Genomic DNA, 16,484 nt, shown 5'->3' on the forward strand with positions numbered 1-16,484 from the left:
CAACACGGCAAGGAAGCGTTGCGTTCAGGCGATCGGGCGCAGCTGCAACCGCAGGTCGTCGCCCAGCACGCGGCGATCGATGGTGCGGAGTTTCCAACGCGAGGCCATATCGGTCAGTGAAGGCAGCCCCAGCAGCGGCCGTGCCGTATCGCCAAGCAGCACCGGTGCGACGTAGAGCAGCAGCTCGTCGACCAGCCCGGCGGCAAACAGCGACCCGCACAGGCTGGGACCCGCCTCCACATGCAGTTCGCTGACATGGCGTCGCGCAAGTTCATCCATCGCAGCGTGCAGGTCGATCGCCCCACCTTTCTCCGCCACCACGGCGAGCTCGGTCGCCTGGTAGCGGGAATCCGTCGGTGCGTACTGCTCGTTGTGCAGCACCAGCGTGGGCGCGCTGCCATCGAGCACGTGGCTGTGGGGTGGCGTGCGCAGGCGGTTATCCAGCAGCACACGCCACGGTGGCGTAAAGGCCTCGCCCTCGGGCAGACGCACGGTGAGGCGCGGATTGTCCGCCAGCACGGTGCCCGACCCGGTAAGAATGGCCGAACTGCGAGCCCGCCAGCGCTGCACGTCCGCGCGCGCCGCCTCGCCCGTGATCCATTTGGATTCGCCATTCGCCAACGCGGTACGGCCATCCAGGCTCATGGCGAGCTTTACGCGCACCCAGGGGCGGCCACGCTCGATGCGGCTGAAGAAGCCGATGTTGAGCTCGCGTGCCTGCTCACGCATCAGGCCGGTTTCGACCGTGATGCCCGCATCGCGCAGCTTGCCGATGCCACGCCCCGCCACCTGCGGGAACGGATCTTCGGCTGCGATGACGACACGCGACACGCCGGCGGCGATCAGCGCATCCGCGCAAGGTGGCGTGCGGCCATGGTGCGCGCAGGGCTCGAGCGTCACGTAAGCCGTGGCGCCACGCGCCTGCTCACCAGCCTCGCGCAAGGCGAACACCTCGGCGTGGGGCTCACCGGCGCGTTGATGAAACCCCGTACCGACCACCTGCTCGCCATGCGCGATCACGCAGCCGACACGCGGGTTCGGATGCGTGGTGTACAGGCCACGCTCGGCCAGGCGCAGGGCGTGTGCCATGTGAGCGTGGTCGATGGCGGTGAAGGTGGCGGTCATGGGGTAGCTCTTGCTTCCTCTCCCCTCCGGGCGACCCGAAGGTAGTCCCTGTGGGAGAGAGGACTGAGGTGAGTCCCTAAAAGGGGATAAAGGGTGGGTGCTCGCGGGACACTAGAAAAAGCGACTTCTCTGATGATGGCTGCCGCAAGAGTGGTCCCTCACCCTGCCCTCTCCCCGGAGGGGAGAGGGGATATCACGAGGACTTCTTGCGCCGCGCCACGCTCTCGCCCAGCAGCGACAGCTGCAGCGCTTCCAGCTCCGGCAGGTCGCGCTCCAGCTTCTCGATTTCCTCGCGGAAGGCCTGCACGTCCTCGAACTTGCGATAGACCGAGGCAAAGCGCACATAGGCCACCTGGTCGAGCTTCTTCAGCTCGCGCATCACCAGCTCGCCCAACTGGCGCGAAGGCACTTCGCGTTCGCCGCAGCGGCGCAGGTCGTTGATGATCTCGCGCACCGAGGTATCCACGGAATGCGTGGGCACCGGTCGCTTCTGCAAGGCGCGTTCGAAGCTCACGCGCAATTTGTGTTCGTCGAAAGGCTCGCGGCGCTCGCCGCTCTTCACGATCGAAGGGAGCTTGAGCTCGGCGGTTTCGAAGGTGTTGAAGCGCTCGCCGCACTTGGGGCACTCGCGGCGGCGACGCACGGTTGCGCCGTCCTCGGCGAGGCGTGAATCGATCACGCGGGTGTCTTCGTGCTGGCAGAAAGGGCAATGCATGGCTTAAAGAGTGCGCCGTTTTGCGGAAAAACGCACCAAGGCGACCCCAAGGAGGAACAGCAGCGACCAGCCCAGGTACAGCGAATGGAAAGTGAACTGGTACGACCAGTAGACATCGCCCATGGCGCGACCGGCGTCCGTCAGGCTGCTTCCATAGATGGTCTGTGCACGGCGGATCGCCGACCAGAGCATGGCCACGGGTGTCACCAGCGCGCCCCAGCGCAACCATGGCGATCGCGATGTCACCCATGCGGCGCCATGGCGCACGAAGCCCACGACGAGGTACCAGAGCACCAGAACCGACGGCAGCGTCAGTGAAAGCAGCACGATGGAAAGCAAGGCCAGCGCCTGCGCAGGGACACCTGCCGGCCAGCCTCGAGGCAACATGGCGGGCGACATGCCCAGGGCAAACAGCACCGCGCCCGTCAACGGCAAGACGTAGACGAGCGCGAACAGCGCCCCGCCGGCTTTTGCAATCGCCGAGGGAGCGCCGTAGCTATCAGCCATACACCGGGTACTTGTGGCACTGCGCGGTGACCTTCTCGCGCACCTTGGCGATGACGGCGTCATCGTTCGGCGCGTCGAGCACGTCGCAGATCCAGTTCGTCAGTTCCACCACGTCCGCTTCCTGGTAACCGCGGGTGGTGACCGCCGGCGTGCCCACGCGCAGGCCCGAGGTGACGAAGGGCTTGCGGGGGTCGTTCGGCACGGCGTTCTTGTTGACCGTGATGTGCGCCTTGCCCAGCGCCTCTTCCGCGTCCTTGCCGGTGACCTCGCGACCGATCAGGTCGACCAGCATCAGATGGTTCTCGGTGCCGCCGGAAACGATCTTGTAGCCGCGCTCGATGAAGGTCTTGGCCATGGCCTTGGCGTTCTTCACCACCTGCGCCTGGTAGGTCTTGAAGGCCGGTTCCAGCGCTTCCTTGAAGGCCACTGCCTTGGCGGCGATCACGTGCATCAGCGGACCACCCTGGATGCCCGGGAACACGATCGACTGCAGCTTCTTCTCGATCTCTTCGCCGGCATCCTTCGCCACGATGATGCCGCCGCGCGGACCGCGCAGCGTCTTGTGCGTGGTGGAGGTGACCACATGCGCGTGCGGCAGCGGGCTCGGGTACACACCCGCGGCGATCAGGCCGGCGACGTGGGCCATGTCCACGAACAGGTAGGCACCGACCTTGTCGGCGATGACGCGGAAGCGCGCCCAGTCCATCACCTGCGAGTAGGCGCTGAAGCCGGCAACGATCATCTTCGGCTTGTGCTCGAGAGCAAGGCGCTCGACTTCGTCGTAATCGACCAGGCCCTGCTCGTTCACGCCGTACTGCACGGCGTTGAACAGCTTGCCCGACACGTTGACCTTGGCGCCGTGGGTGAGGTGGCCGCCGTGGGCCAGGCTCATGCCCAGGATGGTGTCGCCCGGGTTCAGCAGCGCGAGGTACACGGCCTGGTTGGCCTGCGAACCGGAGTGCGGCTGCACGTTGGCGTAGGTGGCGCCGAACAGCTGCTTCAGGCGCTCGATCGCGAGCTTCTCGGCGACGTCGACGAATTCGCAGCCGCCGTAGTAGCGCTTGCCCGGATAGCCTTCGGCGTACTTGTTGGTCAGCACGCTGCCCTGCGCTTCCATCACGCGCGGGCTGGCGTAGTTCTCCGAAGCAATCAGTTCGACATGGTCTTCCTGACGACGGGCTTCGTCGGCCATGGCCTGGGCCAGTTCATTGTCGTAACCGGCGATCGTCTCGTGCTTCGGGAACATCCTGACCTCGTGGGATTGGCTGCAGGGATAAGAACGCGAAATTGTAGCGGCCGTGTGCTAAGCGGACCACCTCCAGGCACTTGCGACGTCATTTCGTACAACGTACCGTACATTGCACGCAACCTAGGTGAAGGATCTGCCCATGCTGACTGCGACTCTGAGCGCCACGGCGCGCCCGCGCCGCCTACTGCGCTGGATGGCCCCCATCCTCTTTCTGCTGGCCCCGCTGGCCCTTGCCGCACCAGCCACCGGCGTTGGCATGGCGCCTATCCGCATCCCGGACCCGGTCAGCGGCGGCCAGACCGACGGTTTCGTGTTCTACCCCTCGACTGATGCCACCCCGGGAACCACCACGCTGGGACCCTACGAGGTTGCCGCCAAGCCCGGCGTGCCGGCGGTTCCGGGCGCCAAGCCGCTGGTGGTGATCTCGCACGGCAATGGCGGCTCGCGCCTGGGGCACCACGACCTGGCCACCTTCCTGGCCAGCCACGGTTTCATCGTGGCCACGCTCAACCACCCCAAGGATGATTTCGAGGACACCAGCGGTGTCGGTCACATCGAGGTGCTGGCCGGTCGCCCGCTGCAGGTGAAGTCGACCATCTCCATGCTGCTGGCCGACCCGCACTGGAAGACCCTGATCGATCCCGACCGGATCGGCGTCGCCGGTTTTTCCGCCGGCGGTTACACCAGCCTGATGGTGGTGGGCGCCAGGCCGCAGTTCAGCCGTTTCGTGGACTTCTGCGAGCAATACCCGAAGGACGAGAACGTCTGCGGCAAGCTGGCCGAATTCCAGAAGGAGGCGGACAAGGATGGCCTCACCCTGCGCCAGCTGATGCAGCGCACGCAGGACCAGCTCTATCGCTATGGCGACACCGCCGATCCGCGCGTAAAGGCGGCCTTTGTCATGGCACCGCTCAGCCTGATCTTCGACGCGCACAGCTTCGACACCGTGCACGCGCCGATCTACCTGTATTACGGCCAGAACGATCGCGTACTGCGACCCGATGCCAACGCCCGCCACATCCAGCCGCTGATCCACACCCTGGTCGGCGTCAAGGAAGTGCCGAAGGCCGACCACTGGGTGTTCCTCGTCCCGTGTACGCCAGCCCTGATGAAGGAGATTCCCGAGTTGTGCAGCGATCCCGCGGGCGTGGACCGCAAGCAGGTGCACGCGCAGATCGACGCGGACGCGCTGGCGTTCTTCCGCCAGTCCCTCCATCTGCCGGCGCACTGAGATGCCACGCGCCCTCAGCGAGCAGGAGACCGAGGCCTTCCGCGAACGCCTGTGCGAGACGGCGGCGCGGCTGTACGTGGATGAAGGCCCGGGCGCCGTCACCATGCGCCGCCTCGCGGCCGACATGGGCGTCGGTACCATGACGCCGTACCGCTATTTCGAAAACAAGGAAGCCATCGTCACCGCGGTGCGCACGCGCGGACTGCACCGGCTATGCGAGGCGATGGAACGCGCGCTGGCTTCACCCGGTGATGGCCGCACGCGCAGCCGCGCCGTGCGCGACGCCTACATCGCCTTCGCCCACGACAACATGGCGGCTTATCGCCTGATGTTCGAATACCCCGAGGCCAACCAGGACGACCCGGCCTATCGCGAGGCGCACCAACGCATGTGGCGCAACATCGCCGCCCATGTGGAGGTGATGATTGCCGAGGGCACGGTCGAGGGCGATCCGGCCATCATCGGCCATCAGATCTGGGCGGCGCTGCACGGCGCGGTGATGCTGGAGATCGTCGGCATGCTCCCTGAAGGCTATGACGCGGCGTCACTGCATACACGCACGGTGAGCGCTGTGTTCGAGATGGCAAAGCCGAAGCGATAAGCGCCCGACGATCACTCCCTCTCCCCTCCGGGGAGAGGGTTGGGGTGAGGGGCGGGTGCTCGCCCCTATGTAGCTACGTAGCGTGGCCTGGCTTCACGATTTCGCAAGGTTGCCCCCTCACCCTGCCCTCTCCCCGTCGGGGAGAGGAAACAAGCTCGGCACATGGCAAGCACTCTGCACAGGCGCACCATACGCGGCCTACCGCCCACGGGGCCCCCCATGCAGCAACGCACCCTCGGCAAGCACGGTCCCCAGGTTTCCGCCCTTGGCCTCGGTTGCATGGGCATGTCCGGCATGTACGGCGCCTCCGACCGGGGTGAGGCCATCGCCACCATCCATGCCGCGCTCGACGCCGGCATCACCCTGCTCGATACCGGCGACTTCTACGGCATGGGCCACAACGAGATGCTGATCGGCGAGGCGCTGGCAGAACGTCCGCGCGACAGCTACAGGCTCAGCGTGAAGTTTGGCGCTCAACGCGGCCCCGCCGGCGACTGGCTGGGCTACGACGCGCGCCCGGCTGCGGTGAAGACCGCGCTGGCCTATACGCTGCAGCGTCTGCGCACGGACTACATCGACATCTACCGCCCCGCCCGCCTCGACCCCAACGTGCCGATCGAGGACACCGTGGGTGCCATCGTCGACCTGGTGAAAGCAGGCTACGTGCGTTACCTCGGCCTGTCCGAGGTCGGCCCCGACACCATCCGCCGCGCCAACACGGTCATGCCCGTCGTGGACCTGCAGATCGAGTACTCGCTGGTGTCGCGCCGCATCGAGGAGCGCATCCTGCCGACCTGCCGCGAGCTGGGCATCGGCATCACCGGCTACGGCGTGCTGTCGCGCGGCCTCATCAGCGGCCACTGGTCGAAGGACAGGCCGGCCGACGCACGCGACTTCCGCACGCACAGCCCGCGCTTCCAGGGCGACAACCTTGCCCACAACCTGAAGCTGGTCGACGCCCTGCAGGATCTTGCGTCATCGAAGCGCTGCAGCGTGGCCCAGGTCGCGATTGCCTGGGCGCTCGCCCGGGGTGAGGACATCGTACCGCTGGTGGGGTCGCGCACCCGCGAGCGGCTAAAGGAGGCGCTGGGTGCGCTGGACGTGACGCTCACCGCGGATGACCTCGCTTCGCTGGAAAGCGCCTTCCCTCCTGGCGCCGCGGCGGGCGATCGCTACAACACGCACGGCATGGCGTCGCTGGATAGCGAGCGCTGAGTCTGAAGCGCCACTTGTAGGAGCGCACCCAGTGCGCGACCGCGGAGCATCGGCATCACCGCTCCGTCGGCTTTTCGCGCACTGGGTGCGCTCCTACAGGGGCGGCGCGCTGCCGTTGCGCCACCGCCGATACCATCACGTAGCTGATCACCATCAGCAGCAGCCACGCGCCAAGCTTGCCGAGTGGCACCATGGCCCAGCCATGGCGCTGCGCTGGATATCGCCACGCGGCCGCGAACGTACCCACGTTCTCGGCCAGCCAGATGAACAGCGCCACCAGCACGAAGCCGAGCAACAGCGGCATGCGGCGGTGAACATCGCGGATACGAAACAGGATCCACGTGTGCCCGAACAGCCACGCCAGCGCGCCGAACAAAACCCAGCGCATATCCGGCAGGAAGTGGTGCGTGAAGAAGTTCACATAGATCGCCAGCGCAAGCCACGCAGTGGCCGCAAACGGCGGATGCCTCACGAAGCGGAAATCAAACAGCCGCCACGCCCGTGCGATGTAGCTGCCCACGGCGGCATACATGAACCCGGTGAACAGCGGCACGCCGCCGATGCGCAGCACGGAAGGCTCGGGATATATCCAGGAGCCCATGGCGGTCTTGAACACTTCCATGGCCGTACCGACCACATGGAACGCAAAGATCACCCGGGCTTCGGCCGGCGTCTCCAGGCCCGTCGCGATCAGCACGAGCTGCAGCAGCAGGGCCGCCAGCACCAGGAAGTCGTAGCGCGCCAGCCAGGCATGCGGCGGGTACCAGGCCCACGTGCCCAGCAACAGCGCGAGCATGCAGCCGCCAAACAGGCAGGCCCGCGCCTGCTTGATTCCGAAGCAGACGAACTCATGTAGTAGTACGGCGACTCGGCCGCGTCGCGCGGCCCAATGCGCCACCCGCCGATCCAGCACCGCCGCACGCCGCAGCGTCAGCTCCGTAGCCAGCATGCCCATACCGGCCATGGCCTTCTCCCGGGGAAAAGGCCAGCCTGGACGGGTCATCTGTCGCCATGAGGGCACCAGCGGGCCTGGGCGGGGCGAAATCGTCGCCAACAGAGGGCTTGCCGGTCACCGGGACGCCCTTGTGACCCGCTATAATGCTGGGTTTGTTACCCACTCTGACGCACCCGCCAGCCTTGCCGGCCGGTGTCGTGCACGCCGCCGGAGGCTCCATGCAGTACATCTACACCATGAACGGGGTCAGCAAGATCGTTCCCCCGAAGCGCCACATCATCAAGGACATCTCGCTGAGCTTCTTCCCCGGCGCCAAGATCGGCCTGCTGGGCGTGAACGGCGCGGGCAAGTCCACGGTGCTGCGGATCATGGCCGGCGTCGACAAGGACTTCCAGGGCGAAGCCCGTCCCCAGCCGGGCATCAAGGTCGGCTACCTGGCGCAGGAGCCGCAGCTCGATCCCGAGAAGACCGTGCGTGAAGCGGTCGAAGAAGGCGTTTCGGTCGTCCTCGATGCGCAAAAGCGCCTGGAAGAGGTCTACGCCGCCTATGGCGAAGAAGGCGCCGATTTCGACAAGCTCGCCGCCGAACAGCAGGAGCTGGAAAACATCCTGGCGGTGAACGACGCCCACGCGCTGGAGCGCCAGCTGGAAGTGGCCGCCGATGCGCTGCGCCTGCCGCCGTGGGACGCCAAGATCGGTCCGCTGTCCGGTGGTGAAAAGCGCCGCGTGGCGCTGTGCCGCCTGCTGCTGTCCAAGCCGGACATGCTGCTGCTGGACGAGCCTACCAACCATCTGGACGCCGAGTCCGTGGATTGGCTGGAGCAGTTCCTGCAGAACTACCAGGGCACCGTGGTGGCCGTCACCCATGACCGCTACTTCCTCGACAACGCCGCCGAGTGGATTCTCGAACTCGACCGCGGCCGCGGCATCCCCTGGAAGGGCAACTACACCGAGTGGCTCGAGCAGAAGGACGCCCGCCTCAAGCAGGAAGCCTCGCAGGAAAAGTCGCGCCAGAAGGCGATCGAAAAGGAACTGGAGTGGGTGCGTTCGGCTGCCAAGGGCCGTCAGTCCAAGGGCAAGGCTCGCCTCAACCGCTTCGAGGAACTGAACTCGGTCGAGTACCAGCGCCGCAACGAAACCAATGAAATCTTCATTCCGCCGGGCGAGCGCCTGGGCCAGGAAGTGATCGAGTTCAAGAGCGTCAACAAGGCGTTCGGCGACCGCGTGCTGATCGAAGACCTGTCGTTCAAGATCCCGCCGGGCGCCATCGTCGGCGTGATCGGCCCGAACGGCGCCGGCAAATCCACGTTCATGAAGATGATCATGGGCAAGGAGCAGCCGGACTCGGGCGAGGTGAAGCTGGGCCACACGGTCAAGCTCGCCTACGTCGACCAGTCGCGTGACGCGCTCGATCCGAAGAACAACGTGTGGCAGGAAGTGTCCGGCGGCTCGGACATCCTCACCATCGGCAACTTCGAGATCCAGTCGCGCGCCTACATCGGCCGCTTCAACTTCAAGGGCACCGACCAGCAGAAGATCGTCGGCCAGCTGTCCGGTGGTGAGCGCGGTCGCCTGCACATGGCCAAGACCCTGCTGCAGGGTGGCAACGTGCTGCTGCTCGACGAACCGTCGAACGACCTGGACGTCGAAACCCTGCGTGCACTGGAAGACGCGCTGCTCGAATTCCCGGGCTGCGCCGTGGTCATCTCGCATGACCGCTGGTTCCTCGACCGCATCGCCACGCACATCATCGCGTTCGAAGGCGATTCGCACGTGGAGTTCTTCCCGGGCAACTACAACGAGTACGAGGCCGACAAGAAGCGTCGTCTCGGCGATGAAGCTGCGAAGCCGCATCGCGTGAAGTACAAGAAGCTGGCTTGATGCTGTAGCCCCTCTCCCCTTTGGGAGAGGGGTTGGGGAGAGGGTGCGAGGCTTGCGCGAGGTTTCAACGAAGCGCTCCGCCCGCACCCTCACCCGCCTGCCGGCACCCTCTCCCGACGGGAGAGGGATGCACCAAGTAAGACTGCGCAGCACACTTCTGCTGCCGCTGTGCCGACCCAAGGAGACCGCCATGCACTTCATGCAATCCCTGCAACAGGCATGGGCCCGAAACAACTCCCTCGTCTGCGTCGGCCTCGACCCGGAACCCGCAAAGTTTCCTGCGCACCTCAAAGGCCGCAGCGACGCGGTGTTCGAATTCTGCCGCGACATCGTCGACGCCACTGCCGACGTCGTGTCCAGCTACAAGCCCCAGATCGCCCACTTCGCCGCGCTGCGTGCCGAAGACACGCTTGAGCGACTGATCGCGCACATCCACGACAAGCACCCCGGCGTGCCGGTGATCCTCGACGCCAAGCGCGGCGACATCGGCAGCACGGCGCAGCACTACGTCACTGAAGCGTTCGACCGTTACAAGGCCGATGCGGTGACGCTCAACCCCTACATGGGCCGCGATTCCGCGCAGCCCTTCCTCGATCGTGCCGACAAGGGCGTGATCCTGCTGTGCCGAACCTCCAATCCGGGTGGCGCAGATTTCCAGGCGCTCGACTGCGGCGGCCTGCCGCTGTACCTGCGCGTGGCCGAAACGATTGCCCGCGACTGGAATGGTCATGGGAACTGTGCGCTGGTGACCGGCGCCACGTGGCCGGAAGAACTCGGCAAGGTGCGCGCCATTGTCGGCGACATGCCGTTGCTGGTGCCGGGTATCGGCGCCCAGGGTGGCGACGTGGAAGCCGTGCTCAAGCATGGGTGCAGTGCGAATGGCACCGGCCTGATGATCTCTTCTTCGCGCGCCATTCTTTATGCCGGTCATGGCGAGGATTTCGCAAAAGCGGCACGCGCAGCAGCCATCGAGTTGCGCGACACCATCAATCGCTATCGCTGATTCGGCGAAGCACCGCCGCAGCATGAATGGGGGCAATGGCGTTTCTCGCCCCCCCTGTAGGAGCGCACCCAGTGCGCGATCGCCCCTCGCCCCAGTCTCCACATTCGCACCGCACCTAATTGTGGGAGCGCACCCTGTGCGCGACAGCCTTTCGCCCCGGTCTGCACGCTCGTCATCCCGGCGCCAGCCCCAGAACTGACACCCGCGGTCCACCCCTCCCCCACCCTTGCCATCCCGCCATCCCAGCCGGACCATCAACGGCCATGGCCTCCCCTATCGACTTCCGCCCATCACGTCGCCGCCTGCTTCAGGCGACCGGACTCGCGTTGGCCGCCGGCGCACTTTCGCCCTGGCGCCTGCGCGCGGAACAAGCGCATCGCTCCCGCCTGATTCTGCTCGGCACGGCCGGCGGCCCGACGCCGAAGGCCGATCGCGCCGCACCGGCCAGCGCCATCGTGGTCGATGGCGTGATCTACGTGATCGACTGCGGCAACGGAGTCGCCAGGCAGATGGTCAAGGCGGGCCTGAACCTCGGCGCCTTGCGCCACATCTTCATCACCCACCAGCACTCCGACCACAACGCCGACGCCGGCAACCTGCCGTGGCTAGCCTGGTCTGGCCCGCTGCACACGCGCGTGGACCTGTGGGGACCGCCGCCGCTGACTGACATGACGCGGCAGTTTCTCGCCATGAACGCAGTCGACATCCACATTCGCGAGTCCGACGAAGGACGCCCGCCGCTGGCACCGCTGCTCGTCCCGCACGATCTGACCGAGCCCGGTGTGGTCATGCAGGATGAGCGCATCAAGGTCACCGCCGCGCTCGTCCAACATCCGCCCGTGGCGCCGGCCTTCGCCTATCGCTTCGACTGCCCCGACCGCAGCATCGTGTTTTCTGGTGACACGCGCCCTTCCGAGAACCTCATCAAGCTCGCGCACGGTGCCGACGTGCTGGTGCACGAGGTGATGTACCTGCCCGCACTGGAGAAGCTCATCGGCAGCGAGCCGAATGCGGCACGGCTCCGCGAACACCTGCTTGCCAGTCACACCACCACCGAACAGGTCGGTCGCGTCGCCACCGAAGCCGGCGTGAAGACGCTGGTGTTGAATCACTTCGTGCCCGGCGGCAATCCGCCGGTGCCGGACGAGGTGTGGCGCGATGCGGTAGCGCCCCATTTCAAAGGGCGACTCGTCGTCGGCCACGACCTGACGGAGCTGTGATTCTTTCCTGCTAAGCAGCCGCAACGACTGTCGCGGCAGGCGCAGGCAACATCCGTGCGCGCAACCAACGCTCGGCCGGCGTCGACACATAACGCTCCAGCAGCGCGCCCAGCAGCCAGCACAGCGGCAGCGCCGGCAGGTACCACAGGAACCCCCAGGCGACCTGACTGCCTGCCGCCTTGTACGCCCAGATGAGCGGGGTGACCACGAACATGTGGGTGAGATAGATCTCGTAGCTCAGGCGTCCCCACGAACGCAGCCAGCCGAACCCGGGCAAGGGTCGACCCCCGCTGCGCCATTGGCTGGCCAGCACCAGGCACAGCGCCGCGCCAGTCAGCACCAGCATGTAGCCATTGCGCAGCAGGCTCCAGATCGCCACGCCATCGAACATCACCCAACCCATCGCCAGCACGCCCAGCCCAGCGAGCAACCGCGACGTACGCACCGACACCTCCGGATGGCGCGCCACCAGCAAGGCGCCAAGCACACCCGTAGCAATGGCCGCCATGCCGGGGAGGTACGCTTTCTCCTGCCAGATCTCATTGCCCTCCAGCGCGGCCCGCGTAAGCGGTAGCGACAACGCCAGCAGCACCAGCAAGGGCACCAATACCGCATTGCGGCGAACCAGCAGGCAAACCAGCGGAAAGCCGAGGTAGAACACCTCCTCGATCGATAGCGACCACAGCACGTCCCAGTTGCCCGGGAGATAGCCGGTCATGCCCTCGTACCAATTGAGGTGGAAACCCAGCGCCGCGACGATGGCGCGCGGCAATGACTGACCCTCGCGGTGGATCACGTAGTCGCGTACCCCCAGCAGGTGCAGCGCGCTCAACACGGCCACCAGCAACAGCAGGCAAGGCACGATGCGCGAGAAACGTCGCGCATAAAACGCGCGCGCATCGACCTGCGCCAGCGCCCCATCACGACGCAGCACGTTGCCGGCGATGAGAAAGCCGGAGATGACGAAGAAGATGAAGACGGCCTCGTAACCGTTGTAGTTCAAACCGCTGAGCACGCCCTTGGGCACGAAGCCGGCCAGCACGCCCTTCTTGAGCGGTATGCGCAAACCGATGTGGTGCAACACCACGAGCAGGATCGAGAACCCACGCAGCAGGTCGATGCCGTTGTTGCGCCCTGCGTGTACAGACGTCTGTTCCATCAGCCAAGGCTCCCCATCACGAAGTCGACGAGTAGCGCAGCTCAAGGGCCGGCATGACGTCGGAACGGCCCTCAATGTAGCGCACGGCCTGTGGCTTGTGACGTCCCTTACGGCAGCTAAGTGCGTCGCGCAGAAGCCGTCCCTTCCCTGTAGGAGCGCACCCAGTGCGCGATCAGGTGCAGGGCGATAGCGCGACTGGTGTCTAGCGACAGCCGACCATCGGCGCTATCTGCCACCCTGCGGTCGCGCACTGGGTGCGCTCCTACGACAGCAAGCGAACCATCAGTGCGCCGGCAGATCCTGGATCATCTGCTGCGCCAGCCCTTCGTAGTTGTAGTCGAAGTGATGGTCACCCTTCTTCGCATAGACCTTGATCCACGCGGGAAGGTCGGTTTCGGCGCAGATGGTTTCGTCCTTGTCGTCGAGACCGTAGTAGCAGACCACCGGCGGGTGGCCGTCCAGTGCCAGCAACGGCGCACGGGCGTCGTAGTGCTTCACCGGATTGAGCCACTGGAAGAAATCCTGCGTGTGGGTCTTCCACCAGCCTTCCTTCATATAGCCTTCCATCTCGATCTCGAAGTTCACGTCCTTGCTGGGCGAGAGCATCACGATCTGGGCGATGCGCGCACGCCCTTCCGGACTGAGCTTGCCGACGATGGAAGGCAGCACGTCCGCGCCGAACGAAAAGCCGATCAGCCAGATGCGCTTTTTCTCGCCGGTAGCGACCGTCTTCGCGATGAGCGCATCAAGGTCAGCCGCGGAATCCTCCGCGGAGCGTTCGCGCCAGTAGTACTGCAGCAGGCTCACGCCGACCACGGGAATGCCATGCGAGGCGATGATCTTGCCGAGCGACTGGTCCAGATCGCGCCAACCGCCATCGCCGGAATAGAACACGGCCACCACGTCTTCGCGCCCCGCCATCGGCGTAACGCCGGGCTTGGCCGGGACCGCCACGATCGATTCGTCCAGCGTCGCGTGATGCCACGGCTGCCAGGCCCACAGGCCGATACCGGCGGCGATCAGGATGACCAGCGCAATCCACTTCCAGAGTCGTTTCAACGGCGCACCATGCCAGACAGACCACCCGAAATGAGGCTCGCCACATTGGCGAATACCAGCGGCAATGCGATGCCGTTAGGCACCGCGAGGTATCGAGGTTCCCACACGGGATCGAATTTGTCCTTGTACTTGTGCAGGCCACGGAAGTTGTAGAAGCGTTCGCCGCGACCGAACAGCAGCGCGCCCAAGCGGCTCCACAACGGCGCGGTGCGGCGGTTCTGCAGGCCGGAGAACGGTGCCATGCCCAGATTGAACCAGCGGTAACCTTCGCCCTTCGCCCACTGCATCAGCTCGATGAAGAGGAAATCCATGATGCCGGAGGTGCCTTCGGGCATATGCCGCATCAGGTCGAGCGAGGCCTCTTCCTTGCTGTCGGTGAGGAACAGGTTGGCGAACGCGACGATTTCCTCGTTCTGCCAGACCAGCGCCATCGAGGTGCGTTCCAGGTAGGCCGGATCGAAGGTGCCCAGCGAGAAGCCCTTCTCGCGCACGCCCTTGTCGCGCATCCACGCATCGGAAATCGCCTTGAGGCGCGGCAGCAACGAGGCCACCGACGAGGCGGGAACGATCTCCATGCGCATGCCTTCGCGCGTGAGCTTGTTGACCGTGTTGCGCAGCACCTTCTTCGACTTGCCGTCGAGATTGAACTCGGGCAACGACACGCGAGCCTCTTCGCCGATCTTGATCAGGTTCATGCCGACCTCGAGGTAGAGATCGAGGTCTTCAGGGCGAACCTGATAGAACAACGGCCAGCCACCCGAGCGCTCGCACAGGTCACGGAAGGACCACACCAGTTCGCGACGCGCGTCCTCGTCCTCGCCCACCGGATCGCCCATCGCCACCCAGCTGCGACCTTCCACGTCGTACATGATGAACGCCTTGGCATCGGCATCGAACAGCAGCGTCTTGTCACCCATCAGCGCCAGATGCGCCTGCGCCGAGCTGTACTGCTTGATCAGCGGCAGCGCCTTCTGCAGGTCCGCCTCGCCAGGCAGCTGCAGGTTCGGTCGCGCGGGGCGGATCAGGTTCGCCAGCGCGAACAGCAGGCCCGCCGACGCCGCGCCCACCAGCGCACGCAGCGCACGCGGCGCACCACCGTGATAGAAGCTGAACTCCCACCACAGGTTGTTGCTGTATTCCACGTGCTTGTAGCTGAAGCCGACCAGCCAGCCGGCACAGACCAGCACCGCGACGATGGCGATGATCCATCCCCACGAGAAGCTCGCACTGAACATCGAGGCGCGGCGGTAGAACAACTGGTGCGCCGGAGCCAGCGCCAGCGCCAGCAACGACAACAGCATGGCTTCTTCGTAATCGATGCCCTTGAGCAGCGACAGCACCGCGCCGAGCACCAGCAGGATTAGCGTCAGCACATAGGCCGCGTCGAGGCGGCGCTGCAGGCCGCGTGCGAGGATCAGCAACATCATGCCGACCACGCTGGACAGGAAGTGCGAGACTTCCAGCACGGCCAGCGGCAGCACGTCGCGCAGGATCGCCATGCGCGCCGGCAACGCCGACGTGGCACCGGAGAACAGCAGCACTGCACCCGACACCATGGTCAGGCCGGCAAAGAACGGTGGCAGCAGCCCGGTGAACCACGGCGCCAGCAGCGCCTTCTGGCGCAGGCCGCGAGCCTCGCGCCACAACACCACCAGGGTGGCGGCGAGCAGGGGCAGGAAGTAGTAGATCAGGCGATAGGCAGCGAGCGCGCCGAGGATAGGTGCCTCGAGGCCCTGGTTGCCCGCCGCGCCGAAACCGGCGAGCATCACCGCCTCGAACACGCCCAGACCACCGGGAACGTGGCTGATCAGGCCGGCGATCTGCGCCAGCACGAAGATGGCGAGGAAATGCCCGAAGCCGGTGTCCACATCGTTCGGCATCAGCAGGTACAGCACATAGGCCGCCAGGCCCCAGTCGATCGCGCCCACCAGGATCTGGCGCGCAGCGATCAACGGTGACGGCAGGCTCACGCGCCAGCGCCAGAGGCGCAGCGGGCGGCTCAGCAGCCTTCCTCCCACCAGCCACAGCAGCGGGATCAGGGTGAGCAGCACGGCTACCGGCAACCGCAGGCTCGCCAACGGCAAGGAGGGTGGCACCGGCACCAGCAGGAGCGTCACGCCGGTGAGCGCACACAGGCCCAGCCAGAAGCTCAACGTGGTGTAGACCACCACCCGCGCCACTTCAGCGGTGGTGAGCCCGGCCTGGATATAGAAGCGATAACGAATGGAACCGGAGATCAGCAGCGCCATGCCCAGCGCATTGCTGAACGCGTAGCTGATGAAGGAAATGAGGCTGACCTGCGGCCCCGGGAGGCGCTTGCCGATGTACGCAAGGCCAAACCAGTCGTACAGGATCATCATCCCGTAGCTGCCGGCGGTGAGCAGCACGGCCAGGGCGATGCGGTGGTTTTCCAGCCCGTGGACGTAGCGCGCCACCTCGCGGTAGCTCACCTCGCTGGCCAGGCGATGCAATGCCCACAGCGCCAGGCACAGCATGGCGACGGAAAGCAGCGGACCGGCAAGCCGACGCAACCTGGCCGCCAGGCCAGGGCGAGTCATCACCTCA

At 65.6% G+C, this 16,484-nt stretch carries 14 protein-coding genes; 6 read left to right on the forward strand and 8 right to left on the reverse strand.

The window, feature by feature from the left end; all coding sequences use genetic code 11:
- Nucleotides 1-24: 24 nt before the first annotated feature.
- From ribD to glyA, 4 genes are all read right to left on the reverse strand, one after another.
- Complete coding sequence (ribD, locus tag EPB08_RS12985; protein ID WP_229238326.1) at nucleotides 25-1,125, reverse strand: bifunctional diaminohydroxyphosphoribosylaminopyrimidine deaminase/5-amino-6-(5-phosphoribosylamino)uracil reductase RibD; 1,101 nt, start codon at nucleotides 1,123-1,125, stop codon at nucleotides 25-27.
- Nucleotides 1,126-1,318: 193 nt separating this feature from the next.
- Nucleotides 1,319-1,840, reverse strand: coding sequence for a transcriptional regulator NrdR (gene nrdR / locus EPB08_RS12990; RefSeq protein WP_130619539.1), 522 nt, complete (start codon nucleotides 1,838-1,840; stop codon nucleotides 1,319-1,321).
- Between the two features lie 3 nt (nucleotides 1,841-1,843).
- The gene (locus EPB08_RS12995; RefSeq protein ID WP_130619540.1) at nucleotides 1,844-2,347 is read right to left on the reverse strand and encodes a hypothetical protein; all 504 of its coding nucleotides are present in this window, start codon (nucleotides 2,345-2,347) and stop codon (nucleotides 1,844-1,846) included.
- On the reverse strand, nucleotides 2,340-3,593 hold the full coding sequence (glyA, locus tag EPB08_RS13000; RefSeq protein WP_130619541.1) for a serine hydroxymethyltransferase: 1,254 nt from the start codon (nucleotides 3,591-3,593) through the stop codon (nucleotides 2,340-2,342). Before glyA ends, EPB08_RS12995 begins: the two co-directional genes overlap by 8 nt.
- A 142-nt stretch (nucleotides 3,594-3,735) precedes the next feature.
- On the opposite strand from glyA, the gene EPB08_RS13005 reads away from it, so the two are divergent.
- The 3 genes from EPB08_RS13005 (at nucleotide 3,736) to EPB08_RS13015 (ending at nucleotide 6,643) form a co-directional block, all read left to right on the forward strand.
- On the forward strand, nucleotides 3,736-4,827 hold the full coding sequence (locus EPB08_RS13005; protein ID WP_130619542.1) for an alpha/beta hydrolase family protein: 1,092 nt from the start codon (nucleotides 3,736-3,738) through the stop codon (nucleotides 4,825-4,827).
- Nucleotide 4,828: 1 nt separating this feature from the next.
- Nucleotides 4,829-5,428 carry a TetR/AcrR family transcriptional regulator gene (locus tag EPB08_RS13010; RefSeq protein ID WP_130619543.1) on the forward strand — a complete coding sequence of 200 codons (600 nt, stop codon included), beginning with the start codon at nucleotides 4,829-4,831 and terminating at the stop codon, nucleotides 5,426-5,428.
- 219 nt (nucleotides 5,429-5,647) lie between these two features.
- Entirely contained in the window at nucleotides 5,648-6,643 is a 996-nt protein-coding gene (locus tag EPB08_RS13015) for an aldo/keto reductase (protein ID WP_130619544.1), read from the forward strand.
- 55 nt (nucleotides 6,644-6,698) lie between these two features.
- Here EPB08_RS13015 and EPB08_RS13020 read toward each other — a convergent pair whose 3' ends face one another.
- Nucleotides 6,699-7,607 (reverse strand): DUF817 domain-containing protein, encoded by a 909-nt coding sequence (locus EPB08_RS13020; protein WP_205746349.1) that lies wholly within the window; start codon nucleotides 7,605-7,607, stop codon nucleotides 6,699-6,701.
- Between the two features lie 209 nt (nucleotides 7,608-7,816).
- Here EPB08_RS13020 and ettA point away from each other — a divergent pair, with 209 nt between their 5' ends.
- From ettA to EPB08_RS13035, 3 genes are all read left to right on the forward strand, one after another.
- Nucleotides 7,817-9,478, forward strand: coding sequence for an energy-dependent translational throttle protein EttA (ettA, locus tag EPB08_RS13025; RefSeq protein WP_130619545.1), 1,662 nt, complete (start codon nucleotides 7,817-7,819; stop codon nucleotides 9,476-9,478).
- Between the two features lie 190 nt (nucleotides 9,479-9,668).
- The gene (gene pyrF, locus EPB08_RS13030; RefSeq protein WP_130619546.1) at nucleotides 9,669-10,481 is read left to right on the forward strand and encodes an orotidine-5'-phosphate decarboxylase; all 813 of its coding nucleotides are present in this window, start codon (nucleotides 9,669-9,671) and stop codon (nucleotides 10,479-10,481) included.
- A 263-nt stretch (nucleotides 10,482-10,744) separates the two neighbouring features.
- Nucleotides 10,745-11,701 carry an MBL fold metallo-hydrolase gene (locus EPB08_RS13035; protein ID WP_130619547.1) on the forward strand — a complete coding sequence of 319 codons (957 nt, stop codon included), beginning with the start codon at nucleotides 10,745-10,747 and terminating at the stop codon, nucleotides 11,699-11,701.
- Nucleotides 11,702-11,711: 10 nt separating this feature from the next.
- On the opposite strand, the gene EPB08_RS13040 is transcribed toward EPB08_RS13035, so the two are convergent.
- The 3 genes from EPB08_RS13040 to mprF form a co-directional block, all read right to left on the reverse strand.
- On the reverse strand, nucleotides 11,712-12,860 hold the full coding sequence (locus EPB08_RS13040) for an acyltransferase family protein (RefSeq protein ID WP_130619548.1): 1,149 nt from the start codon (nucleotides 12,858-12,860) through the stop codon (nucleotides 11,712-11,714).
- Between the two features lie 282 nt (nucleotides 12,861-13,142).
- Entirely contained in the window at nucleotides 13,143-13,919 is a 777-nt protein-coding gene (locus tag EPB08_RS13045) for a virulence factor family protein (RefSeq protein ID WP_130619549.1), read from the reverse strand.
- A complete protein-coding gene (mprF, locus tag EPB08_RS13050) occupies nucleotides 13,916-16,477 on the reverse strand; it encodes a bifunctional lysylphosphatidylglycerol flippase/synthetase MprF (protein ID WP_229238327.1) in 2,562 nt (853 codons plus the stop codon). Before mprF ends, EPB08_RS13045 begins: the two co-directional genes overlap by 4 nt.
- Nucleotides 16,478-16,484 lie beyond the last annotated feature (7 nt).

Origin of the sequence: Dyella amyloliquefaciens, from assembly GCF_004296575.1 — a bacterium.
Taxonomy (GTDB): domain Bacteria; phylum Pseudomonadota; class Gammaproteobacteria; order Xanthomonadales; family Rhodanobacteraceae; genus Dyella; species Dyella amyloliquefaciens.

What these genes read in the sequence shown, in the direction of transcription:
- ribD (WP_229238326.1), bottom strand. Translation starts at nt 1,125, where the DNA reads ATGACCGCCACCTTCACCGCCATCGACCACGCTCACATGGCACACGCC.
- nrdR (WP_130619539.1), bottom strand. Translation starts at nt 1,840, where the DNA reads ATGCATTGCCCTTTCTGCCAGCACGAAGACACCCGCGTGATCGATTCA.
- EPB08_RS12995 (WP_130619540.1), bottom strand. Translation starts at nt 2,347, where the DNA reads ATGGCTGATAGCTACGGCGCTCCCTCGGCGATTGCAAAAGCCGGCGGG.
- glyA (WP_130619541.1), bottom strand. Translation starts at nt 3,593, where the DNA reads ATGTTCCCGAAGCACGAGACGATCGCCGGTTACGACAATGAACTGGCC.
- EPB08_RS13005 (WP_130619542.1), top strand. Translation starts at nt 3,736, where the DNA reads ATGCTGACTGCGACTCTGAGCGCCACGGCGCGCCCGCGCCGCCTACTG.
- EPB08_RS13010 (WP_130619543.1), top strand. Translation starts at nt 4,829, where the DNA reads ATGCCACGCGCCCTCAGCGAGCAGGAGACCGAGGCCTTCCGCGAACGC.
- EPB08_RS13015 (WP_130619544.1), top strand. Translation starts at nt 5,648, where the DNA reads ATGCAGCAACGCACCCTCGGCAAGCACGGTCCCCAGGTTTCCGCCCTT.
- EPB08_RS13020 (WP_205746349.1), bottom strand. Translation starts at nt 7,607, where the DNA reads ATGGCCGGTATGGGCATGCTGGCTACGGAGCTGACGCTGCGGCGTGCG.
- ettA (WP_130619545.1), top strand. Translation starts at nt 7,817, where the DNA reads ATGCAGTACATCTACACCATGAACGGGGTCAGCAAGATCGTTCCCCCG.
- pyrF (WP_130619546.1), top strand. Translation starts at nt 9,669, where the DNA reads ATGCACTTCATGCAATCCCTGCAACAGGCATGGGCCCGAAACAACTCC.
- EPB08_RS13035 (WP_130619547.1), top strand. Translation starts at nt 10,745, where the DNA reads ATGGCCTCCCCTATCGACTTCCGCCCATCACGTCGCCGCCTGCTTCAG.
- EPB08_RS13040 (WP_130619548.1), bottom strand. Translation starts at nt 12,860, where the DNA reads ATGGAACAGACGTCTGTACACGCAGGGCGCAACAACGGCATCGACCTG.
- mprF (WP_229238327.1), bottom strand. Translation starts at nt 16,477, where the DNA reads ATGACTCGCCCTGGCCTGGCGGCCAGGTTGCGTCGGCTTGCCGGTCCG.